We start from the raw sequence: 19,637 nt of genomic DNA, 5'->3' as shown, positions 1-19,637 counted from the left end.
CAGCTCCCACAGTTTTAATCGGGTTTCGTCAGTAACATCCTTTCCTCACCCACTTCCTCGGCATACCGCGCCACTACCGTTTGGCACAGCGCCACAATCTCCTCCACCAACTCCACCCCCACGCGCCATGACACCACCACCTGCAAGTTCGGCAGTTTTTGCGCCATGGGTAACATCACCAACTCGCCCCGTGCCAGTTCCTCGCTGACCAGTACCGGCGGCAACGCGCCAATGCCGAAACCATCGCGTAGCAACCGGGTGATCGCCGACACTGAATTCACGCAGTTCATCCGTGGCGCGGCCACGCCGTTGGCTTGCATCAGGCTCAGCACGTCCTGGTGCGGGTGGGAGTTTTTCGAGTAAGTGATGATGCGTTCCTGGGCCAGTTCGGCGAGGGAGGCGTAGTCGCGGTTGTAGATGGAGTGGCTGGCGACGATCCAGGCCATGGGGTGGCTGGCCAGTTCCAGGCTGCGCACGGTTTCCAGGCGCAGCAGGTCGGTTTGCAGGATCAGGTCGAGGAAGCCTTTTTGCAGCTGATCGCTGAGGTTCAGCGCGGTATCGGCGATCAACTCGATTTCCACCAGCGGAAAATGATCCATCAGTTCCGCTACCAGCGGGCTAAGCCAGGTATGGATGACCGTGTCCATCACACCGATCCGAATGCGCCCGACCTTGCTGCTGGTGGTTTCCAGGGACTGCTTCAGGCCCTGCATGGTCACCATCATCTGCTCGGCGTAATCGAGCACCTTCAAACCTTCCGGGGTCAGGCTCACACCCCGTGAGTCGCGCAGAAACAGCTTCACGCCCAATTCGCTTTCCAACACGGCGATACGGCTGGAGATCGAGGCCTGGGTGGTGAACAACTTCTCGGCGGTCAGGCGAAAGCTCTTGAGCTTAGCCACCCAGATGAAGGTTTCGAGGAACTTCAAATTCATGGGATCAACTTTTCTTATGCATGGATCGGTTTTTATTAGTTGGACGCCGCGCGGGGCCAGCGCCAAAAATCGAGTTATTCCACGATAAGCGTCGTTGGGGGCTCAGGACAAGTTGCGAGTTCTGCGTAAAAAATCCCACACTACAAAAAAATAAAGCCTACAGGAGTACCCCACCGTGAGCCGCTTGCTACTGAACTGCGACATTGGCGAAAGCTTCGGTAACTGGACCATGGGTCTGGATGCCGAGGTCATGCCGTTCATTGATTGCGCCAATGTGGCCTGCGGCTTCCATGCAGGCGACCCGAGCATCATGCGCAAGACGGTCAGCCTGGCGCTCAAGCATGGCGTGCAGGTCGGTGCGCACCCGGCGTATCAGGACCTGCAAGGTTTCGGCCGCCGCTCCATGGCCTACACGCCCCAGGAAGTGCAGGACCTGCTGCATTACCAGATCGGTGCCCTTGACGGTATCTGCCGTGCCCAAGGCGGGCGGGTCAGCTACGTCAAACCCCACGGCGCGATGTACAACGACATGATGGCCAACCCTGCGCAACTGCGTGCCGTGATCCAGGCCGTGGCGGCTTACGGTGGCTTGCCCCTGATGCTGCTGGCCACCCGCGATAACAGCGCGGCCCAGGCCCTGGGCGATGAATATGGCGTGACCTTATGGTTCGAAGCCTTTGCCGATCGCGCCTATGACGCGAACGGCCACTTGGTTTCCCGGCAGTTGCCCGGGGCGGTGCATCACGACTCCGGCACCATCTTGCAGCAAGCCTTGACCATTTCCCGTGGCGAAGCCCTCACCGCCAGCGACGGCAGTGCCTTGGTCTTGCGGGCCAACACCCTGTGCGTGCATGGCGACAACGCCAGTTCGGTCGCTGCGGTACAACGCATCCGCGAGGCGTTGAAGTCCGCATGAAGCCCCGCATTGAAGTGGTAGCCATCGACTGCCTGATGGTGCGTCTGTTCGACGTGATTGCCGAAGCCAATATGCCGTGGATGCTCGCCGCCACTGGGCGGCTGCGCGAGGGGTTTGGCGCTGCATTGGTGGATCTGGTGCCGTCCTACACCACCTTGATGGTGCATTACGATCTCACGGCGTTGAGCCCGGCCCAGGCACGGGAGCTGATCGACATGGCGCTGACGGACCTGCAACCCCAAGCCCAGGGCAGCGGCCAGTCCCACGTGCTGCCGGTGTGGTATGACCTGAGTGTCGGCCCTGAATTGACCTTGCTCAGCCAGCGCAGCGGCTTGACGGTCGACGACGTGATCCGTCGCCACAGCGCCCACGACTATCAAGTATTCGCCCTCGGCTTTGCCCCGGGATTCGCCTTCATGGGGCTGGTGGATGAAAGACTCGCCACGCCGCGCCTCGACACACCGCGCAAACGCATCGCCGCGGGGAGCGTGGGTATCGCCGAACGGCAGACCGCCGCCTATCCGGTGGTGTCGCCAGGCGGTTGGAACCTGATTGGCCGCACCCCGGCCAAACTCTTCGACCGCGAGCGCGACGGCTACAGCTTGATGCAACCCGGCGATACGGTACGTTTCGAGCCGGTCGACCATGCGGAATTTATCAACCTGGGTGGCGATGACACGCCGTTGGAGGCGCAGGCATGAGCCGCTTGTTGATCGAGGCCAGTACGCCGCTGTGCCTGTTGCAGGATGCTGGTCGCTTTGGTGTGCGTCACCTGGGCGTGACCCAGGGCGGAGCGCTGGACTGGGTGTCGATGTCTTGGGCCAACTGGCTGCTGGGCAATGCGCTGGATGCGCCGGTGGTGGAAATCACCCTGGGTGGTTTTACCGTGCAGGCCGAGGATTATTGCCTGTTGGCATTGGCCGGAGCGGATCTGGGCGCGTACATCGATGAACGCGCGATCAGCCCGGGCCGCAGTTTCATCCTGCAAAAGGGCCAACGGCTGCGTTTCACCCAGCCGTTCAGCGGTGCCCGTGCCTATCTTGCAGCACCGGGTGGGTTTGATGCGCCGCAGGTGTTGGGTAGTTGCGCCACGGTAGTCCGCGAGGCGCTGGGCGGTTTGGATGGTTTCGGCAAAGCACTGGTCGAAGGTGGGCGCCTGGCTTACTCAGGAACAGGAGGGGCGATGAAGGTGCTAAATGCGCCTGCTCTGCCAACCCAAGCGGTGCTGGACGTGATTGTCGGTGCCCAGATCGGCCAGTTCAGCGGCCAAAGTCTGTTTGATGCGTTCAACACCGAATGGGCCCTCGACAGTCGCGCCGACCGCATGGGCATGCGGCTGTTGGGCACGCCGTTGCAGTATCAGGGGCCTTCACTGATTTCCGAAGGCATTCCGCTGGGGGCGATCCAGGTGCCGCCGGATGGGCAGCCGATTGTGTTGCTTAATGATCGCCAGACCATTGGTGGCTATCCGCGTCTGGGGGCGTTGACACCGTTGTCGCTGGCGCGGCTGGCGCAGTGCCTTCCGGGGGAGAAAGTGCGGTTGGCGCCGGTGGTGCAGGAAACGGCTCACCGGCAGCATATGGACTTTTTGCAGCGATTTCTGAATAGCTAAAAGCATCGCAGGCAAGCCAGCTCCCACAGTTGAATGCATTTCAAAGTTGGAATGCATTCAACTGTGGGAGCTGGCTTGCCTGCGATAGCTTCTTATTTGGAGAGAAAGCGCATTCCTTCTTCCAGCCCGCGCAACGTCAGCGGATACATCTGATCCTCCACCAACTCCCGCACAATCCCCGTCGACGCCGTATAGCCCCACGTGTCCTTGGGATACGGGTTAATCCAGATCAGTTTCTTGTACTTGGCCATGAAGCGCTGCATCCATACGTACCCCGGCTCTTCATTCCAGTGTTCGACGCTGCCGCCGGCCTGGGTGATTTCGTAGGGTGCCATCGACGCATCGCCGATAAAGATCACTTTGTAATCCGCCCCGTACTTGTGCAGCAGGTCTTGTGTGGAAGTGCGCTCCGACGTACGGCGCTGGTTGTTCTTCCACACCGACTCGTACACGAAGTTGTGGAAGTAGAAGTACTCCAGGTGCTTGAACTCGGTCTTGCACGCGGAGAACAGCTCTTCGCAGATCTTCACATGGGCGTCCATCGAGCCACCGATATCGAACAGCAACAGCAGCTTGATGGTGTTGCGCCGCTCCGGGCGCATCTGGATGTTCAGCAAGCCGGCATCGCGGGCGGTGTGGTCGATGGTGCCGTCGATGTCCAGCTCTTCCGCCGCTCCTTGGCGTGCGAATTTGCGCAGGCGGCGCAGGGCGATCTTGATATTGCGCGTGCCCAGTTCCACCTGATCGTCGAGGTTCTTGTACTCGCGCTGGTCCCACACTTTCACGGCCTTGCCCTGGCGCTTGCCCGCATCACCGACACGGATGCCTTCCGGGTTGTAGCCGCCGGAGCCAAACGGGCTGGTGCCGCCGGTGCCGATCCATTTGTTGCCGCCGGCGTGGCGTTCCTTCTGTTCTTCCAGGCGCTTCTTGAATTCCTCGATCAGTTTGTCGAGGCCGCCGAGGGACTGGATCTGCGCGCGCTCTTCATCGGTCAGCGAGCGTTCGAACTCCTTGCGCAGCCATTCTTCAGGAATCAGCGCCTGCAAATGGTCGTCGAGCTTTTCCAGGCCGTTGAAGTAGGCGCCGAACGCTCGGTCGAACTTGTCGAAATGCCGTTCGTCCTTCACCAGGATGGCTCGGGCCAAGTAGTAAAACTCGTCCATGTCGGCGAAGGTCACGCGCTGTTTCAGGGCGTTGATCAGGTCGAGCAGCTCGCGCACCGACACCGGCACCTTGGCGGCGCGCATCTCGTTGAACAGGTTGAGCAACATCAGCGATTACCGCGACGGCTCATGAACGCCAGACGCTCCAGCAACTGCACGTCTTGCTCGTTCTTGACCAAGGCACCGGCCAGGGGCGGGATCGCCTTGGTCGGGTCACGCTCGCGCAGCACGGCTTCGCCGATGTTGTCGGCCATCAGCAATTTGAGCCAGTCCACCAGCTCGGAGGTGGAGGGCTTCTTCTTCAGGCCCGGCACTTTGCGCACATCGAAGAACACGTCCAGCGCTTCGCTGACCAGGTCTTTCTTGATGTCGGGGTAGTGCACGTCCACGATCTTTTGCAGGGTGGTGCGGTCGGGGAAGGCGATGTAGTGGAAGAAGCAGCGACGCAGGAACGCGTCCGGCAGCTCTTTTTCGTTGTTGGAGGTAATGATGATGATCGGGCGTTTCTTGGCCTTGATGGTCTCGTCGATTTCGTAGACGTAGAACTCCATCTTGTCGAGTTCTTGCAGCAGGTCGTTGGGGAACTCGATATCGGCCTTGTCGATTTCATCGATCAGCAGGATCACCCGCTCTTCGGATTCGAACGCTTCCCAGAGCTTGCCTTTCTTCAGGTAGTTGCGCACGTCGTGCACTTTGTCTACGCCCAGTTGCGAGTCGCGCAGGCGGCTGACCGCGTCGTACTCGTACAACCCCTGGTGGGCCTTGGTGGTGGACTTGATGTGCCAGGTGATCAGCTTGGCGCCGAAGGATTCGGCCAGTTGCTCGGCGAGCATGGTCTTGCCGGTGCCCGGTTCGCCCTTGACCAGCAGCGGTCGCTCCAGGGTGATGGCGGCGTTGACGGCCAGTTTCAGGTCATCGGTAGCCACATAGGCCTGGGTGCCTTCGAACTTCATCGGTCATTCCTCGAATTCATCAATGCCCGGACTATACCGCGCGGCCCCGGCGACTGTGAACGCAGGCGGATTATTCAGTCTCTGAATGAGCGGTCACATTCAATCCACCGAGGGCTTGGGCTGTTCATGCCAGGCAGGCGATGGATCTGCGTGGCGGGTGCAACTTTCCTCTGACTGGACGCCTAGGATGACGAGGCATACCCTTGATGCCTTCTTCAAATCGCCTTAAGGACCCCGTCATGAGCCGCATTTTTGCAGACAACGCGCACTCCATCGGTAACACGCCCCTGGTGCAGATCAACCGCATCGCACCGCGTGGCGTGACCATCCTGGCCAAGATCGAGGGGCGTAACCCGGGGTATTCGGTGAAGTGTCGTATTGGCGCAAACATGATCTGGGATGCCGAAAGTACCGGCAAGCTCAAGCCGGGCATGACCATTGTCGAACCGACGTCCGGTAACACCGGTATTGGCCTGGCGTTTGTCGCCGCGGCCCGTGGTTACAAACTGCTGTTGACCATGCCGTCGTCCATGAGCATCGAGCGACGTAAAGTGCTCAAGGCCCTCGGCGCCGAGCTGGTGCTGACCGAGCCGGCCAAAGGCATGAAGGGCGCTATCGAAAAAGCCGGCGAAATCGTCGCCAGTGATCCCTCCCAATACTTTATGCCGGGCCAGTTCGAAAACCCGGCCAACCCGGCGATCCACGAAAAAACCACCGGTCCGGAAATCTGGAACGACACCGACGGCGCGGTGGATGTGTTGGTGGCGGGCGTGGGGACTGGCGGCACCATCACCGGCGTGTCGCGTTACATCAAGAACATTGCCGGTAAACCGATTCTATCGGTGGCCGTTGAGCCGATCATCTCGCCGGTGATCACACAAGCGCTGGCCGGTGAAGAGATCAAGCCCAGCCCCCATAAAATCCAGGGCATCGGTGCTGGTTTCGTGCCGAAAAACCTCGATTTGTCGATGGTCGACCGGGTGGAGCTGGTGACCGACGATGAGTCCAAGGCCATGGCGCTGCGCCTGATGCAGGAAGAGGGGATTCTGTGCGGTATCTCCTGTGGCGCTGCCATGGCCGTGGCCGTGCGCCTGGCCGAAAAACCGGAAATGCAGGGCAAGACCATCGTGGTGATTCTGCCGGACTCGGGTGAGCGCTACCTCTCGAGCATGCTGTTCAGCGATTTGTTTACCGAGCAAGAGAACCAGGCTTGATTTGAGTCAGCGCCGATAAGCTGGGCCTTCTGCATACTGGCCCAAGTGTTTATCATGGCCGGCTGCTACGTCTGCTGTTGGCCAGGCGCTTATTTTCAGGAGTTGCTGCATGACCTTTTCTTTGGCCGCCAAACTGTCGGTGTTGTCGCTGTTTATCGGCAGCATTCTGTACGTGCACCTGCGCGGCAAGGCGCGTTTGCCGGTGTTGCGTCAGTTCGTCAACCATTCGGCGCTGTTCGCCCCTTATAACGCCTTGATGTACCTGTTTTCGGCGGTGCCGTCCAAGCCCTACCTGGACCGCAGCAAGTTTCCGGAGCTGGATGTGCTCAAGGACAACTGGGAAGTGATCCGCGAAGAGGCCATGCACCTGTTCGACGAGGGTTACATCCGCGCAGCCGAAAAGAACAACGACGCTGGCTTCGGTTCGTTCTTCAAGAAGGGCTGGAAGCGTTTCTACCTCAAGTGGTACGACAAACCGCTGCCATCGGCCGAGGCGTTGTGCCCGAAGACCGTGGCCCTGGTCAGCAGCATTCCCAATGTCAAAGGCGCGATGTTCGCGTTGTTGCCCGGTGGCAGCCATCTCAACCCGCACCGCGATCCGTTCGCCGGTTCCTTGCGTTATCACCTGGGCCTGTCCACACCGAATTCCGACGACTGCCGCATCTTCGTCGATGGCCAGGTCTACGCCTGGCGCGACGGTGAAGACGTGATGTTCGACGAAACCTACGTGCACTGGGTGAAGAACGAAACCGAAAAGACCCGCGTGATCCTGTTCTGCGACATCGAACGCCCCCTGAGTAGCCGTCTGATGACTCGCGTCAACCGCTGGGTCAGCAAGCAACTGGGCCGCGCCACCGCGCCACAGAACCTGGACGACGAACGTGTGGGCGGGATCAACCAGGCCTATGCCTGGAGCAAGACCTTCAGCGACAAGTTCAGTGGTGTGGTCAAGCAGTGGAAGCGCAAGCATCCGAAGGCGTACCGCATTGCACGGCCGGTGTTGGCGGTGGTTGTGCTGGTGCTGCTGTGGAAGTGGCTGTTCTGATCAGAGCACGCTCAAAACTGTGGGAGCTGGCTTGCCTGCGATAGCGGTATGTCAGTTAAACAAATGCTGGCTGGCTTGCCGCAATCGCAGGCAAGCCAGCTCCCACATTTGATCTCCAGTGTTCTTTAGCTGGCGATCAGTTGGCGCAGTACGTAGTGCAAGATGCCGCCGGACTTGAAGTACTCGACTTCGTTAAGCGTATCGATCCGGCACAACACCTCCACCTTCTCGCTACTGCCATCCTCCCGCGTAATCACCAGTGTCAGGTTCATCCGTGGCTCGATCTCGGCATCGGTCAGCCCCAGGATGTCGATCTTCTCCTTGCCCGTCAGCTTGAGCGTCTTGCGGTTCTGGTCCAGCTTGAACTGCAACGGCAGCACGCCCATGCCTACCAGGTTGGAGCGGTGAATACGCTCGAAACTCTCGGCGATCACTGCCTTGACTCCCAGCAGGTTGGTGCCCTTGGCGGCCCAGTCACGGCTGGAACCGGTGCCGTACTCCTGCCCGGCGACCACCACCAGCGGCGTGCCCGAGGCCTGATACTTCATCGACGCATCGTAGATCGCCATCTTCTCGCCAGTGGGGATGTACAGCGTATTGCCGCCTTCCTCGCCGCCAAGCATTTCATTGCGGATACGGATGTTGGCAAACGTGCCGCGCATCATCACTTCATGGTTGCCCCGGCGTGAGCCGTAGGAGTTGAAGTCACGCGGTTCCACGCCTTGTTCGCGCAGGTAGCGACCGGCGGGGCTGTCGGTCTTGATGTTACCGGCGGGGGAGATGTGGTCGGTGGTCACCGAGTCCCCCAGCAGGGCCAGCACGTTGGCGCCCTTGATGTCCTTGATCACCGGCAGAGGCCCGGCAATATCATCGAAGAACGGTGGGTGCTGGATGTAGGTGGAGTCCTTTTGCCACACGTACGTCGCGGCCTGCGGCACTTCAATCGCCTGCCACTGTTCATCACCGGCAAACACCTCGGCGTATTCCTTGTGGAACATGCCGGTGCTGACCTGGGCCACCGCATCCGCGATTTCCTTGCTGCTCGGCCAAATGTCCTTGAGGTAAACAGGCTTGCCATCCTGGTCGTTACCCAGCGGCTCGCTGCTGATATCGATGCGCACCGTGCCGGCGAGGGCATAGGCCACCACCAACGGCGGAGAGGCCAGCCAGTTGGTTTTCACCAGCGGATGCACGCGGCCTTCGAAGTTGCGGTTGCCGGACAGCACCGAAGCGACGGCGAGGTCGGCTTTCTGGATGGCTTTTTCAATCGGCTCCGGCAAGGGGCCGGAGTTACCGATGCAGGTGGTGCAACCGTAACCCACCAGGTCAAAGCCGAGTTTATCCAGGTATTGGGTAAGGCCCGCCGCCTTGTAGTAGTCGGTGACCACTTTGGAACCTGGAGCCAGGGAGCTCTTGACCCAAGGTTTTCGGGTCAGGCCCTTTTCCACGGCCTTTTTCGCTACCAACCCGGCCGCCATCATGACGCTGGGGTTGGAGGTATTGGTGCAGGAGGTGATGGCTGCAATGACCACGGCGCCGTTTTTCAGGCGATAGGTCTGGCCGTTGTGCTCATAGTCGGTTTCCCCTACCAGGTCGGCATTGCCCACGGCGACACCGCCGCCGCCTTCACTTTCCAGGCGGCCTTCTTCTTTGTTGGTGGGTTTGAATTGCAGGTCGAGGAAGTCGCTGAACGCCTGGCTCACATTCGGCAGCGATACGCGGTCCTGCGGGCGTTTCGGCCCGGCGAGGCTGGCTTCGACGCTGCCCATGTCCAGCGCCAGGGTATCGGTGAACACCGGCTCCTGGCCCGCGTTGCGCCACAGGCCCTGGGCCTTGGTGTAGGCCTCCACCAGCTTGACGGTTGCTGCTGGACGACCGGACAGGCGCAGGTAATCCAGTGTCACATCATCGACGGGGAAAAAGCCGCAGGTGGCGCCGTATTCCGGGGCCATGTTGGCGATGGTGGCGCGGTCCGCCAGGGGCAGGTCGGCCAGACCGTCGCCGTAGAATTCGACGAATTTACCCACCACCCCTTTTTTGCGCAGCATTTGGGTGACGGTCAGCACCAAGTCGGTGGCGGTGATGCCTTCCTTGAGCTTGCCAGTGAGCTTGAAGCCGATCACTTCCGGAATCAGCATCGACACTGGTTGCCCGAGCATCGCCGCTTCCGCTTCGATCCCCCCCACGCCCCAGCCGAGTACGCCCAGGCCGTTGATCATGGTGGTGTGTGAGTCGGTGCCGACCAGCGTGTCGGGGAAGGCATAGGTGCGGCCGTCTTCGTCCTTGGTCCACACGGTGCGGCCCAGGTATTCGAGGTTGACCTGGTGGCAGATGCCGGTGCCGGGTGGCACGACGCTGAAGTTGTCGAAGGCGCTCTGGCCCCAGCGCAGGAAGGCGTAGCGTTCGCCGTTGCGCTGCATTTCGATGTCGACGTTTTGCTCGAACGCGCTGGTGGTGCCGAACTTGTCGACCATCACCGAGTGGTCGATCACCAAGTCCACGGGGGAGAGCGGGTTGATACGCTGCGGGTCGCCCCCGGCCTTGGCGACGGCGGCGCGCATGGCGGCCAGGTCGACCACGGCGGGTACGCCGGTAAAGTCTTGCATCAGCACCCGGGCGGGGCGGTATTGGATCTCACGGTCGGACTGGCGCTCTTTGAGCCAGGCGGCAATGGCCTTGAGGTCCGCACCGGTGACGGTCTTGTTGTCTTCCCAGCGCAGCAGGTTTTCCAGCAGCACCTTGAGCGACATCGGTAGCTTGTCCAGGTCACCCAGGCTCTTGGCGGCTTCGGGCAGGCTGAAGTAGTGGTAGGTCTTGCTGTCTATTTCAAGGGTCTTAAGGGTTCTCAGGCTATCAAGCGATGACATGACACAACTCCTTATGGTCCGCACGGCTACGGACCTGACGGGACGAACAGAGCTATCACGTTAGCCCTGTTTTCATTAGCAGGCTAATAACTGGACTCTATCGTTAAGTCCAAGGTTCCGAACTCCGTTATCATGCGCGGGTTTTCATGACAGGTATTGCGATAGCGCAATCCAGTTGCCAGGAGAGTTGATGAACACCCTTTTTATGCATTGCCGCCCGGGTTTTGAAGGCGAAGTCTGTTCCGAGATCGCGGAACACGCCGCGCGCCTGAACGTTTCCGGCTATGCCAAGGCCAAGACCGGTAGCGCCTGCGCCGAATTTGTCTGCACCGAAGAAGATGGCGCCCAGCGCCTGATGCACGGCCAGCGTTTTGCCGAGCTGATCTTCCCGAGGCAGTGGGCGCGCGGGGTATTCATCGACCTGCCGGAAACCGACCGCATCAGCGTGATCCTCGCCCACCTGCAAGGCTTCCCTGTGTGCGGCAGCCTGTGGCTGGAAATGGTCGACACCAACGACGGCAAGGAACTGTCGAACTTCTGCAAGAAATTCGAAGTGCACTTGCGCAAGGCGTTGTTGAACGCCGGCAAGCTGGTGGACGACGCGAGCAAGCCGCGCCTGCTGCTGACCTTCAAGAGTGGCCGTGAAGTGTTCATGGGCCTGGCCGAGTCGAATAACTCGGCGATGTGGCCGATGGGCATTCCCCGCCTGAAATTCCCCCGTGAAGCGCCGAGCCGCTCGACCCTGAAACTGGAAGAGGCCTGGCACCACTTCATCCCTCGCGACCAGTGGGACGAGCGCCTGCACGGCGACATGACCGGCGTCGACCTGGGCGCCGCGCCGGGCGGTTGGACCTGGCAACTGGTCAATCGCGGCATGCTGGTGACCGCCATCGACAACGGCCCGATGGCCGAAAGCCTGATGGATACTGGCCTGGTGCAACATTTGATGGCCGACGGCTTCACCTTTGTGCCCAAGCAGCCGGTGGACTGGATGGTCTGCGATATCGTCGAAAAGCCTGCGCGTAACGCAGCGCTGCTGGAAACCTGGATCGGCGAGGGGCATTGCCGCGAGGCAGTGGTGAACCTGAAATTGCCGATGAAACAGCGCTACGCGGAAGTGAAACGCTTGCTGGAACGCATCGAAGAGGGTTTCAAGGCCCGCGCTATTCGCGTGGAAATCGGCTGCAAGCAGCTGTATCACGACCGTGAGGAAGTGACGTGCCATTTGCGTCGGCTGGAAAGTGCAAAGAAACCCAAGGCCCGCTGACTTCAAGTCAGGCGCCGCTCAAAATGTGGGAGCTGGCTTGCCTGCGATAGCGGTATAACTGTCGATATCTATGTTGAATGTGCCCCCGTCATCGCGGGCAAGCCCGCTCCCACAGTAGAGCGGGTCCGTTTCAGGAGTGATGAAGTATGAGTGTTGATTTGGCGGTCGATGGCATTCTGGACGCAACGGGCCTCAACTGCCCGGAGCCGGTGATGATGCTGCACCAACACATCCGCGACCTGCCGCCAGGCGGCTTGCTCAAGGTGATCGCGACCGATCCGTCGACCCGTCGCGATATTCCCAAGTTCTGTGTGTTCCTTGACCACGAGCTGGTGGATCAGCAGGTGCAGGCCGGTACGTACCTGTACTGGATTCGCAAGAAGCTGGCTTAACCCCGCGCCTTGTCTGCGCGGATGCGCCGGCGTGCACTGCGCGCCAGGCGCACCAGCAGCATCCCCGCCGCACAACTCAAGCCGACGATCAGCCCTTGCCACAAGCCGCTTGGGCCGCTGGGCGCGCCGAGCCAGTCGGTCAGGCCCAGGGCGTAGCCCACCGGCAGGCCCACGCCCCAGTAGGCGAATAAGGTCAGTACCATGGTCACCCGGGTGTCCTGGTAGCCACGCAGTGCGCCAGCGGCGGTGACTTGGATCGAGTCGGAGAACTGGAACAGCGCCGAAAACACGATCAGCGTCGAGGCCAGGTGGATCACTACGGGGTCCGGGGTGTAGATCGTCGCGATCTGTTCGCGGAACAACAGCATCAAGCTGCAGGACAAGCAGGCATAGGCCAGCGCCGTGCCCATGCCGACCCCCGCCGCAAAGCGCGCTTCACGCGGTTCGCCACGGCCCAGGGCCTGGCCGACACGTACGGTGACCGCCATGCTCAGGGAGTAAGGAATCATGAACACCAGGGAACTGACGTTCAGCGCGATCTGATGCCCCGACACCACCGTGGCGCCCAGGCTGCCGATCAGCAGCGCGATCACCGCAAAAATGCTCGACTCGGCAAAGATCGCGACGCCGATGGGCAGGCCGATGCCCAACACGCGCTTGATGACCGACCACTGGGGCCAGTCGAAACGCTTGAACAGCTCGCTGCTCTGGTAGGCCGGGCCCCAGCGTGTCCACGCGGCCAGGCCGAGCATCATCACCCACATCGCAATGGCCGTGGCCCAACCGCAGCCCACGCCGCCCATGGCCGGTACGCCCAGGTGGCCGTAGATGAAGATGTAGTTCAGTGGAATGTTCAATGCCAACCCGCACAGGCCCATGACCATGCTCGGCCGCGTGCGGCCCAGGCCGTCACTGAAGCAGCGCAACACGTAATAAAACGCGATGGCCGGCATGCCGGCGGCGATGCCGTGCAGGTAGCCCATGGAGGGTTTGATCAGGTCGGGCTCGACCTTCATTGCATGCAGGATGGGTTCGGCGCAGAGCAGCAACAGCGCCGCGGTGATCCCGACCACCAGCGCCAGCCACAGTGATTGACGCACCAGCGGGCCGATCTCGCTGAATTGACCGGCGCCGTAGCGCTGGGCGACTTTCGGCGTGGTGGCCAGTAGCGTGCCGGTCATCAACAGATACACCGGAATCCAGATCGAATTGCCCAGGCCCACCGCTGCCAGGTCCTGCGGGCTGACGCGCCCGGCCATCACCGCGTCGACAAAGCTCATCGCCGTGGTTGCCAGTTGGCCGATCATGATCGGCAGGGCGAGGGTCAGCAGGCCGCGCACTTCCCGGCTGATGCGGGCGGGGCGGGTGAGGGTGGCGGTGGCAGTGTTCACGTACGGGTGTCCAATCGGGAAGCGAAGCGCAAGGACGGCGGATTCTACGCTTTGACGCACTGGTCAGGAAAAAACCTGTGTTAGGTATTTGTAAGCAATCTACCAGCAGGCGCTGAGTTCTTGTGGGAGCTGGCTTGCCTGCGATGGCATCAACTGGATATGTCTGATGTACCGAGCCGCCTGCATCGCAGGCAAGCCAGCTCCCACATAAACAGATCTCATCCCTGTACACTGCGGGTCCGCGAAAGGAGCCTGCCATGCTGATTGTTGCCGACGAAAATATCCCGCTGCTCGATGCCTTCTTCGAAGGGTTTGGCGAAATTCGCCGGGTGCCCGGTCGTTCCATCGACCGCGCCACGGTCGAGCAGGCCGATGTGTTGCTGGTGCGTTCGGTGACCAACGTCAACCGCGCCTTGCTGGAGGGCACACCGGTGCGTTTTGTCGGTACTTGCACCATCGGCACCGATCACCTGGACCTGGATTACTTCAAGCAGGCCGGCATTGCCTGGTCCAGCGCTCCCGGCTGCAATGCGCGGGGCGTGGTGGATTACGTGCTGGGCAGCCTGCAGACCCTGGCTGAAATCGAAGGTGCCGACCTCAAGCAGCGCACCTACGGTGTCGTGGGTGCCGGTGAAGTGGGCGGGCGTCTGGTCAAGGTGCTCAAGGGGCTGGGCTGGAATGTGCTGGTGTGCGACCCGCCGCGTCAGAGCGTCGAAACCGGTGACTACGTCAGCCTGGAGCAGATCATCGAGCAGTGCGATGTGATCAGCCTGCACACGCCGTTGACCAAATCGGGCAATGGCTCGACCTGGCACCTGTTTGATCGCCCGCGCCTCAACCGCCTCAGGCCCGGCACCTGGCTGATCAATGCCAGCCGTGGCCCGGTGGTCGACAACGCCGCCCTGCGTGACGTGCTGCTGGAGCGCGAAGACCTGCAAGCGGTGCTCGACGTCTGGGAGGGTGAGCCCGAAGTGGATGTCGACCTGGCTGACCTGTGCGTTCTGGCCACGCCGCATATCGCCGGTTACAGCCTTGATGGCAAGCAGCGCGGTACGGCGCAGATCTATCAGGCGCTCTGTGCGCATGTGGGCCTGGAGCCCAACATTCAATTGAGTGACTTGCTGCCGCCGCCATGGTTGGCCGAGGTGCACCTGAATGCCTCCACCGACCCGGCCTGGGCGCTGGCGACCCTGTGCCGCAGCGTGTACGACCCACGCCGTGATGATGCGGATTTCCGTCGCAGCCTCGTGGGAACCGTGGAAGAACAGCGCAAGGCATTCGACCTGCTGCGCAAGCACTACCCGGAGCGCCGCGAGATCGATGGCCTGCGTGTGCGGATCAACGGAGAGTCGGCAGAGCTGTCGAGCATCGTGTCGGCATTGGGCGCAGCCACGATTTAAACCTCAATAAAAAACCCGGCCATTGAGGCCAGGTTTGAAAGAGCGTGGGCGCTTCAGCCTTGCTGGGCAGGTTTGACCAGTCGCTGTTCCAGCTCGCGGCACGCTTGCTGGATCATGTCCTCGGTAATCGGCACCTCGCGCCCTTGGGCGTCGATGATCGAACAACCCAAATGAGCCTGGCGCTCTTTGCGGACAACTTCTACTTTGTCAGTGCTGCTGGTGTGCAAGGTCATGGCCTGTCTCCTCATCAGGTTGTGTACCTACTTTAATTCCCCCGCGTGACCGAGCTATTACAACTCCTTACAAGATCACCGGTTCGAGCCTCCAGTCCACCAGAAACCGATACATATTTCCAGCCGGGGCTTAGACCGATAGCCTCTAGGGGCCAGTGTCGGTGGGCATAATTAATCCGACTCATTGCTTTTACGAACGTTGTTATTTACCCAAGCTCCCCCAATGTTGCTGTGTAGCGACCTATCTCCCTGACGCAGGTGATACCCTCCATGTTCTCGATCCGTCAACGCCGTGCGATTCGCCTGGCCAGCCGCTTTATCGCGCCTTATCGCTGGCAGGCGTTGGGTGCCCTGTTGGCATTGATCGTCACGGCAGGCATCACGCTGTCCATGGGGCAGGGCATCCGCCTGTTGGTGGACCAGGGTTTCATGACCCAGTCGCCGCACCTGCTCAACCAGTCCATCGGCCTGTTCATGATTCTGGTAGTGGGCCTGGCCGTGGGCACGTTCACCCGGTTCTATCTGGTGTCGTGGATCGGCGAGCGGGTGGTGGCGGATATTCGTCGGCAGGTGTTCAACCACCTGATCTACCTGCATCCTGGGTTCTATGAAAACAACCGCAGTTCGGAAATCCAGTCGCGGCTGACCACCGATACCACCTTGTTGCAATCGGTGATCGGCTCGTCGCTGTCGTTGTTCCTGCGCAATGCACTGATGGTTATCGGTGGCATCGTGTTGCTGTTTGTCACCAACCCCAAGCTGACCAGTATCGTGGTGGTGGCACTGCCACTGGTGCTGGCACCGATCCTGATCTTCGGCCGCCGCGTGCGCAGCCTCTCGCGTTTGAGCCAGGACCGTATTGCCGACGTGGGCAGCTACGTGTCCGAGACCCTCGGCCAGATCAAGACCGTGCAAGCCTACAACCATCAGGTGCAGGACGAACAACGCTTTGCCGTGACCGTGGAAGAGGCGTTTGCCACGGCGCGCAAACGCATTGCCCAGCGCGCATGGCTGATTACGCTGGTGATCATGCTGGTGCTGGGGGCGGTGGGCGTCATGCTGTGGGTCGGCGGCATGGATGTGATCAACGGGCGCATTTCCGGCGGTGAGCTGGCGGCGTTTGTGTTCTATAGCTTGATCGTCGGCAGTGCCGTCGGCACCTTGAGTGAGGTGCTCGGTGAGTTGCAGCGTGCTGCGGGTGCCGCTGAGCGTATTGGCGAGCTGTTGCAGTCGAGCAACGAAATACAGGCGCCGGCCAGTGGCACGGTGCAATTGCCTGAGCGGGTCAGCGGTCGCATGGAACTGCGGGATTTGCGCTTTTCCTACCCATCGCGGCCGGACAGCTACGCCATCGATGGCTTGAGCCTTACGATCAACCCTGGCGAAACCCTTGCCCTGGTAGGCCCGTCCGGGGCGGGCAAGTCGACGATTTTCGACCTGTTACTGCGTTTCTATGACCCGCAGCAAGGCCGCATCCTGCTGGAAAACCTCCCGCTGACCGAACTCGACCCCATGGACCTGCGTCGTCATTTCGCCCTGGTGTCCCAGAGCCCGGCGCTGTTTTTCGGCAGCGTTGAAGAAAACATCCGCTACGGCAACCCGTCCGCCACCCGTGAGCAAGTCGAAGCTGCTGCGCGTATCGCCCACGCCCATGACTTCATCCTGCAAATGCCCGACGGCTACCAGACCCACCTCGGCGACGGCGGCATGGGCCTCTCCGGCGGCCAGCGCCAACGCCTGGCGATTGCCCGTGCGTTGCTGGTAGATGCACCGATCCTGTTGCTGGACGAAGCGACCAGCGCCCTCGATGCCCAGAGTGAACACTTGATCCAGCAGGCATTGCCGCAATTGATGCAAGGCCGCACCACCTTGGTCATCGCCCACCGATTGGCGACAGTGAAGAACGCAGACCGGATTGCGGTGATGGACCAGGGCAAGTTGGTGGCGGTGGGCACGCACCAGCAGTTGATTGCGAGCAACCCGCTGTATGCGCGGTTGGCGGCGTTGCAGTTCAGTGATGGGGTGAAGGTCTTGGAAGGCGAAGGCTAGGAGAGAAGGCTACAACCGAGAACCTTGTAGTGAGCGGGGCAAGCCCGCTCACTACAGGACTTTCATCGGTCGGTGTTACTGATCATCAAAGTATCGCTCGTGCCAATCCACCAGCGGCTGTGGCGAGTTGAGCTTCTGCCCGTAGATCACCGAATAAGACAGCACGTTCTGTACGTACTGGCGGGTTTCGTCGAACGGAATGCTTTCCACCCATACATCGAAACTCAGGTGGTCGGCCCCGCGTAGCCATTGGCGCACGCGGCCAGGACCGGCGTTGTAGGCGGCGGAGGCGAGCACGCGGTTGCCGTTGAACTGGCTGTGTACCTGGCTCAGGTAGGCGGCGCCCAGCTGGATGTTTTTGTCCGGGTCGAGCACCTGGGCCGGTGAGGCCAGGGGAATGCTGAATTTGCGCGCGGTTTCCTTGGCGGTGCCAGGCATCAGTTGCATCAGGCCGCTGGCGCCGACGCCGGAGCGGGCGTCATCCATGAAGGCGCTTTCCTGGCGAGTGATAGCGAACACCCAGCTGGAGTGCAGGCCACGTACCTTGGCTTCACGCACCAGTGTGTCGCGGTGGGCCATCGGGAAGCGGATGTCCAGGTCGTCCCAGTACTGTGCCTGGCTGATGGTGCGGATGGCCGGGAAATACCATTTCATGTCGTAGGCCAGCTTGGCCTGGGCGACCATTTCATCGCGATTGAAGTGACGACTGACGTGGTACCACTCGCGACGTCCATCCACCACTTGGCCGCGGGCGTAGAACTCCAGGGCACGACGTACGCCGGGGGTGTTGCGCACCTTGTTCATCAGGGCCTGGCTCATCACCAGCGGCTTGTTGGTCAACTGGTAAGGCGATTTGGAGCGATCAGCGGCGAGGAACCCGTAGAAATCCCGCTCCTTCGCCACGTTTTTGTACAGCACCAGCGCCTGGGGATTTTTTGGCTCGGCCAGTTCCAGGCTGCGCGCCTGCCAGTAGCGCCAGCGGTTGGTGGTCGCCAGGTCTTGTGGGAGTTTGCGGGTGAGCTGGTAGGCATCTTCCCAACGGGCCAGGCGCAGCAGCAGGCGCAGACGCCACTCGGACACCGTGTTGTCGCGCAGTTCAGGGTCGTACTTGGTCATCACGTCCAGGGCGCGCGGATCGTAGCGGCGCGCCAGGGTCAGGCCGATTTCCCGGGCGATCGACACTTTTTCGTCACGGGAGAAGTGCATGCTGCTGGCGTAGCCATCGAGCAGGGCCATAGCCTTGTCCGGGTCCTGGCGTGCCAGGCGGCGCAAGCCCAGGCCGACCGCATCCGACATCGCCTCGCTGGCGGGCAGGAAACGTGACGGATCGCCGAGCATGTCAGGCTTTTGCGCGACGTCGACCATCAGGCGGCCTTGGGCGCCGAGAGTGGGCAGGGTTTTCACCAGGCTGTTAGCCAGTGAGTAGTTGCGCGCTTCGGCGGCGAGCTTGGCGCGGTCCCAGATCTTCTGTTCGGTGAGTTGGCCATCGGCGGCCCACTGACCAAAGGTGGCATCACAGGCGGCCGGTTGGGATTTGCCGGTCATCCATAGCTTTTCAGTCGTCTTGTAGCCTTCGGCTTTCAGATTGTGCGTGAGCTGGTATTGACCGTGCAGGCAGTCCAGTTCGGCGAAATTGAGCTTGGTGTCGTAGTACTTTTCGAATGTCTGCCAGTCGCCACGGTCTGCCAGCCAGCGCAACCAACGCAGTTTCATCCAGTTGGCCTGGGGCAGGTCGCCGTTTTTGGCGAGGAATTGTTCGATTTCCTCGTTACTGGCGGTTTTCAGGCGCGCGGTCAGCTCGTCGTAGGCCAGGTAGGGTGTCAGCGGGTAGTCGGCCAGGGCCTGGCTGTATTGCATGTACGGCCCGCTGTCGCCTTTGGCCAGGGCGCGCTTGGCTTCATCGTAATATTGACGTTGGGTGGTGAGGTCCACGGCCTGGGCGGATTGAGCGGCGGTGGCGGAAAGAAGCAGACAAGATAAAAAGTTGAAAAGGCGGCTGCGCATGAGTCGTCCGTGCAGAGGAATCTGGACAAGTGCCGAGGTCGCCGGCACTGATTGTCCCTAGCTTAGCCTTTTGCCCGCGGCCGGTGAAAGCTTTGAAGGGCGCTTCGCTCAAGTTCCTCGGAAATGTCTCTCAGAGTGTGTCGCCCGAGAAAATCCCGGCCGCCTTAGCCCCTAACTCAGGTAGAATGCGCGCCCA

General features: G+C 60.9%; 16 protein-coding genes. 9 read left to right on the top strand and 7 right to left on the bottom strand.

Translation table 11 applies throughout. The annotated features are described in order from the left end of the window. Positions 1-14 precede the first annotated feature (14 nt). The gene (locus AC07V4_RS11955) at positions 15-935 is read right to left on the bottom strand and encodes a LysR family transcriptional regulator (protein ID WP_492636159.1); all 921 of its coding nucleotides are present in this window, start codon (positions 933-935) and stop codon (positions 15-17) included. Positions 936-1,110: 175 nt separating this feature from the next. On the opposite strand from AC07V4_RS11955, the gene AC07V4_RS11950 reads away from it, so the two are divergent. From AC07V4_RS11950 to AC07V4_RS11940, 3 genes are read left to right on the top strand one after another with little or no spacing between them, the layout of a single operon-like run. After that, positions 1,111-1,851, top strand: a complete 741-nt coding sequence (locus tag AC07V4_RS11950) for a 5-oxoprolinase subunit PxpA (protein ID WP_492636160.1) — start codon at positions 1,111-1,113, stop codon at positions 1,849-1,851. Beyond that, the gene (locus tag AC07V4_RS11945) at positions 1,848-2,552 is read left to right on the top strand and encodes a 5-oxoprolinase subunit B family protein (RefSeq protein WP_492636161.1); all 705 of its coding nucleotides are present in this window, start codon (positions 1,848-1,850) and stop codon (positions 2,550-2,552) included. Before AC07V4_RS11950 ends, AC07V4_RS11945 begins: the two co-directional genes overlap by 4 nt. Then, positions 2,549-3,463 carry a 5-oxoprolinase subunit C family protein gene (locus tag AC07V4_RS11940; RefSeq protein ID WP_492636162.1) on the top strand — a complete coding sequence of 305 codons (915 nt, stop codon included), beginning with the start codon at positions 2,549-2,551 and terminating at the stop codon, positions 3,461-3,463. The genes AC07V4_RS11945 and AC07V4_RS11940 overlap by 4 nt, the downstream gene beginning before the upstream one ends. A 92-nt stretch (positions 3,464-3,555) precedes the next feature. On the opposite strand, the gene AC07V4_RS11935 is transcribed toward AC07V4_RS11940, so the two are convergent. Both AC07V4_RS11935 and AC07V4_RS11930 read right to left on the bottom strand, forming a co-directional pair. After that, positions 3,556-4,734: a vWA domain-containing protein gene (locus tag AC07V4_RS11935; RefSeq protein ID WP_431750454.1), complete on the bottom strand. Its 1,179-nt coding sequence runs from the start codon at positions 4,732-4,734 to the stop codon at positions 3,556-3,558. Beyond that, positions 4,734-5,579: an AAA family ATPase gene (locus AC07V4_RS11930; RefSeq protein WP_003210690.1), complete on the bottom strand. Its 846-nt coding sequence runs from the start codon at positions 5,577-5,579 to the stop codon at positions 4,734-4,736. The genes AC07V4_RS11935 and AC07V4_RS11930 overlap by 1 nt, the downstream gene beginning before the upstream one ends. Before the next feature lie 239 nt (positions 5,580-5,818). Here AC07V4_RS11930 and cysK point away from each other — a divergent pair, with 239 nt between their 5' ends. Continuing rightward, positions 5,819-6,793, top strand: coding sequence for a cysteine synthase A (cysK, locus tag AC07V4_RS11925; RefSeq protein ID WP_431750456.1), 975 nt, complete (start codon positions 5,819-5,821; stop codon positions 6,791-6,793). Positions 6,794-6,902: 109 nt separating this feature from the next. Then, the gene (locus tag AC07V4_RS11920) at positions 6,903-7,838 is read left to right on the top strand and encodes an aspartyl/asparaginyl beta-hydroxylase domain-containing protein (RefSeq protein WP_492636163.1); all 936 of its coding nucleotides are present in this window, start codon (positions 6,903-6,905) and stop codon (positions 7,836-7,838) included. Positions 7,839-7,963: 125 nt separating this feature from the next. On the opposite strand, the gene acnA is transcribed toward AC07V4_RS11920, so the two are convergent. Further along, positions 7,964-10,705 carry an aconitate hydratase AcnA gene (gene acnA / locus AC07V4_RS11915; protein WP_492636164.1) on the bottom strand — a complete coding sequence of 914 codons (2,742 nt, stop codon included), beginning with the start codon at positions 10,703-10,705 and terminating at the stop codon, positions 7,964-7,966. Positions 10,706-10,895: 190 nt separating this feature from the next. Here acnA and rlmM point away from each other — a divergent pair, with 190 nt between their 5' ends. After that, positions 10,896-11,972 carry a 23S rRNA (cytidine(2498)-2'-O)-methyltransferase RlmM gene (gene rlmM / locus AC07V4_RS11910; RefSeq protein ID WP_492636165.1) on the top strand — a complete coding sequence of 359 codons (1,077 nt, stop codon included), beginning with the start codon at positions 10,896-10,898 and terminating at the stop codon, positions 11,970-11,972. 146 nt (positions 11,973-12,118) lie between these two features. Then, the gene (gene tusA / locus AC07V4_RS11905) at positions 12,119-12,364 is read left to right on the top strand and encodes a sulfurtransferase TusA (RefSeq protein ID WP_492636166.1); all 246 of its coding nucleotides are present in this window, start codon (positions 12,119-12,121) and stop codon (positions 12,362-12,364) included. On the opposite strand, the gene AC07V4_RS11900 is transcribed toward tusA, so the two are convergent. Continuing rightward, positions 12,361-13,755: an MATE family efflux transporter gene (locus tag AC07V4_RS11900; protein ID WP_492636167.1), complete on the bottom strand. Its 1,395-nt coding sequence runs from the start codon at positions 13,753-13,755 to the stop codon at positions 12,361-12,363. The two genes, tusA and AC07V4_RS11900, sit on opposite strands and share 4 nt — an antisense overlap. A gap of 257 nt (positions 13,756-14,012) precedes the next feature. Here AC07V4_RS11900 and pdxB point away from each other — a divergent pair, with 257 nt between their 5' ends. Continuing rightward, positions 14,013-15,155, top strand: a complete 1,143-nt coding sequence (gene pdxB, locus AC07V4_RS11895; protein WP_492636168.1) for a 4-phosphoerythronate dehydrogenase PdxB — start codon at positions 14,013-14,015, stop codon at positions 15,153-15,155. 53 nt (positions 15,156-15,208) lie between these two features. On the opposite strand, the gene AC07V4_RS11890 is transcribed toward pdxB, so the two are convergent. After that, the gene (locus AC07V4_RS11890) at positions 15,209-15,388 is read right to left on the bottom strand and encodes a PA1571 family protein (RefSeq protein ID WP_185709384.1); all 180 of its coding nucleotides are present in this window, start codon (positions 15,386-15,388) and stop codon (positions 15,209-15,211) included. A gap of 270 nt (positions 15,389-15,658) precedes the next feature. Between AC07V4_RS11890 and AC07V4_RS11885 the strand changes: the two genes are divergently transcribed. Next, positions 15,659-17,437 (top strand): ABC transporter transmembrane domain-containing protein, encoded by a 1,779-nt coding sequence (locus AC07V4_RS11885; RefSeq protein ID WP_492636169.1) that lies wholly within the window; start codon positions 15,659-15,661, stop codon positions 17,435-17,437. Between the two features lie 75 nt (positions 17,438-17,512). Here AC07V4_RS11885 and AC07V4_RS11880 read toward each other — a convergent pair whose 3' ends face one another. Further along, complete coding sequence (locus tag AC07V4_RS11880) at positions 17,513-19,441, bottom strand: transglycosylase SLT domain-containing protein (protein WP_492636170.1); 1,929 nt, start codon at positions 19,439-19,441, stop codon at positions 17,513-17,515. Positions 19,442-19,637 lie beyond the last annotated feature (196 nt).

Source organism: Pseudomonas sp. GW821-FHT03A09 (genome assembly GCF_059421065.1).
This window is presented reverse-complemented; position numbering and strand designations above follow the sequence as displayed.

Excerpts from the sequence above, each read along its gene's own strand:
- cysK (WP_431750456.1), top strand. The coding sequence starts at position 5,819 with ATGAGCCGCATTTTTGCAGACAACGCGCACTCCATCGGTAACACGCCC.
- AC07V4_RS11890 (WP_185709384.1), bottom strand. The coding sequence starts at position 15,388 with ATGACCTTGCACACCAGCAGCACTGACAAAGTAGAAGTTGTCCGCAAA.
- pdxB (WP_492636168.1), top strand. The coding sequence starts at position 14,013 with ATGCTGATTGTTGCCGACGAAAATATCCCGCTGCTCGATGCCTTCTTC.
- acnA (WP_492636164.1), bottom strand. The coding sequence starts at position 10,705 with ATGTCATCGCTTGATAGCCTGAGAACCCTTAAGACCCTTGAAATAGAC.
- AC07V4_RS11930 (WP_003210690.1), bottom strand. The coding sequence starts at position 5,579 with ATGAAGTTCGAAGGCACCCAGGCCTATGTGGCTACCGATGACCTGAAA.
- AC07V4_RS11955 (WP_492636159.1), bottom strand. The coding sequence starts at position 935 with ATGAATTTGAAGTTCCTCGAAACCTTCATCTGGGTGGCTAAGCTCAAG.
- rlmM (WP_492636165.1), top strand. The coding sequence starts at position 10,896 with ATGAACACCCTTTTTATGCATTGCCGCCCGGGTTTTGAAGGCGAAGTC.
- AC07V4_RS11935 (WP_431750454.1), bottom strand. The coding sequence starts at position 4,734 with ATGTTGCTCAACCTGTTCAACGAGATGCGCGCCGCCAAGGTGCCGGTG.
- AC07V4_RS11945 (WP_492636161.1), top strand. The coding sequence starts at position 1,848 with ATGAAGCCCCGCATTGAAGTGGTAGCCATCGACTGCCTGATGGTGCGT.
- AC07V4_RS11940 (WP_492636162.1), top strand. The coding sequence starts at position 2,549 with ATGAGCCGCTTGTTGATCGAGGCCAGTACGCCGCTGTGCCTGTTGCAG.
- AC07V4_RS11880 (WP_492636170.1), bottom strand. The coding sequence starts at position 19,441 with ATGCGCAGCCGCCTTTTCAACTTTTTATCTTGTCTGCTTCTTTCCGCC.
- tusA (WP_492636166.1), top strand. The coding sequence starts at position 12,119 with ATGAGTGTTGATTTGGCGGTCGATGGCATTCTGGACGCAACGGGCCTC.
- AC07V4_RS11920 (WP_492636163.1), top strand. The coding sequence starts at position 6,903 with ATGACCTTTTCTTTGGCCGCCAAACTGTCGGTGTTGTCGCTGTTTATC.
- AC07V4_RS11885 (WP_492636169.1), top strand. The coding sequence starts at position 15,659 with ATGTTCTCGATCCGTCAACGCCGTGCGATTCGCCTGGCCAGCCGCTTT.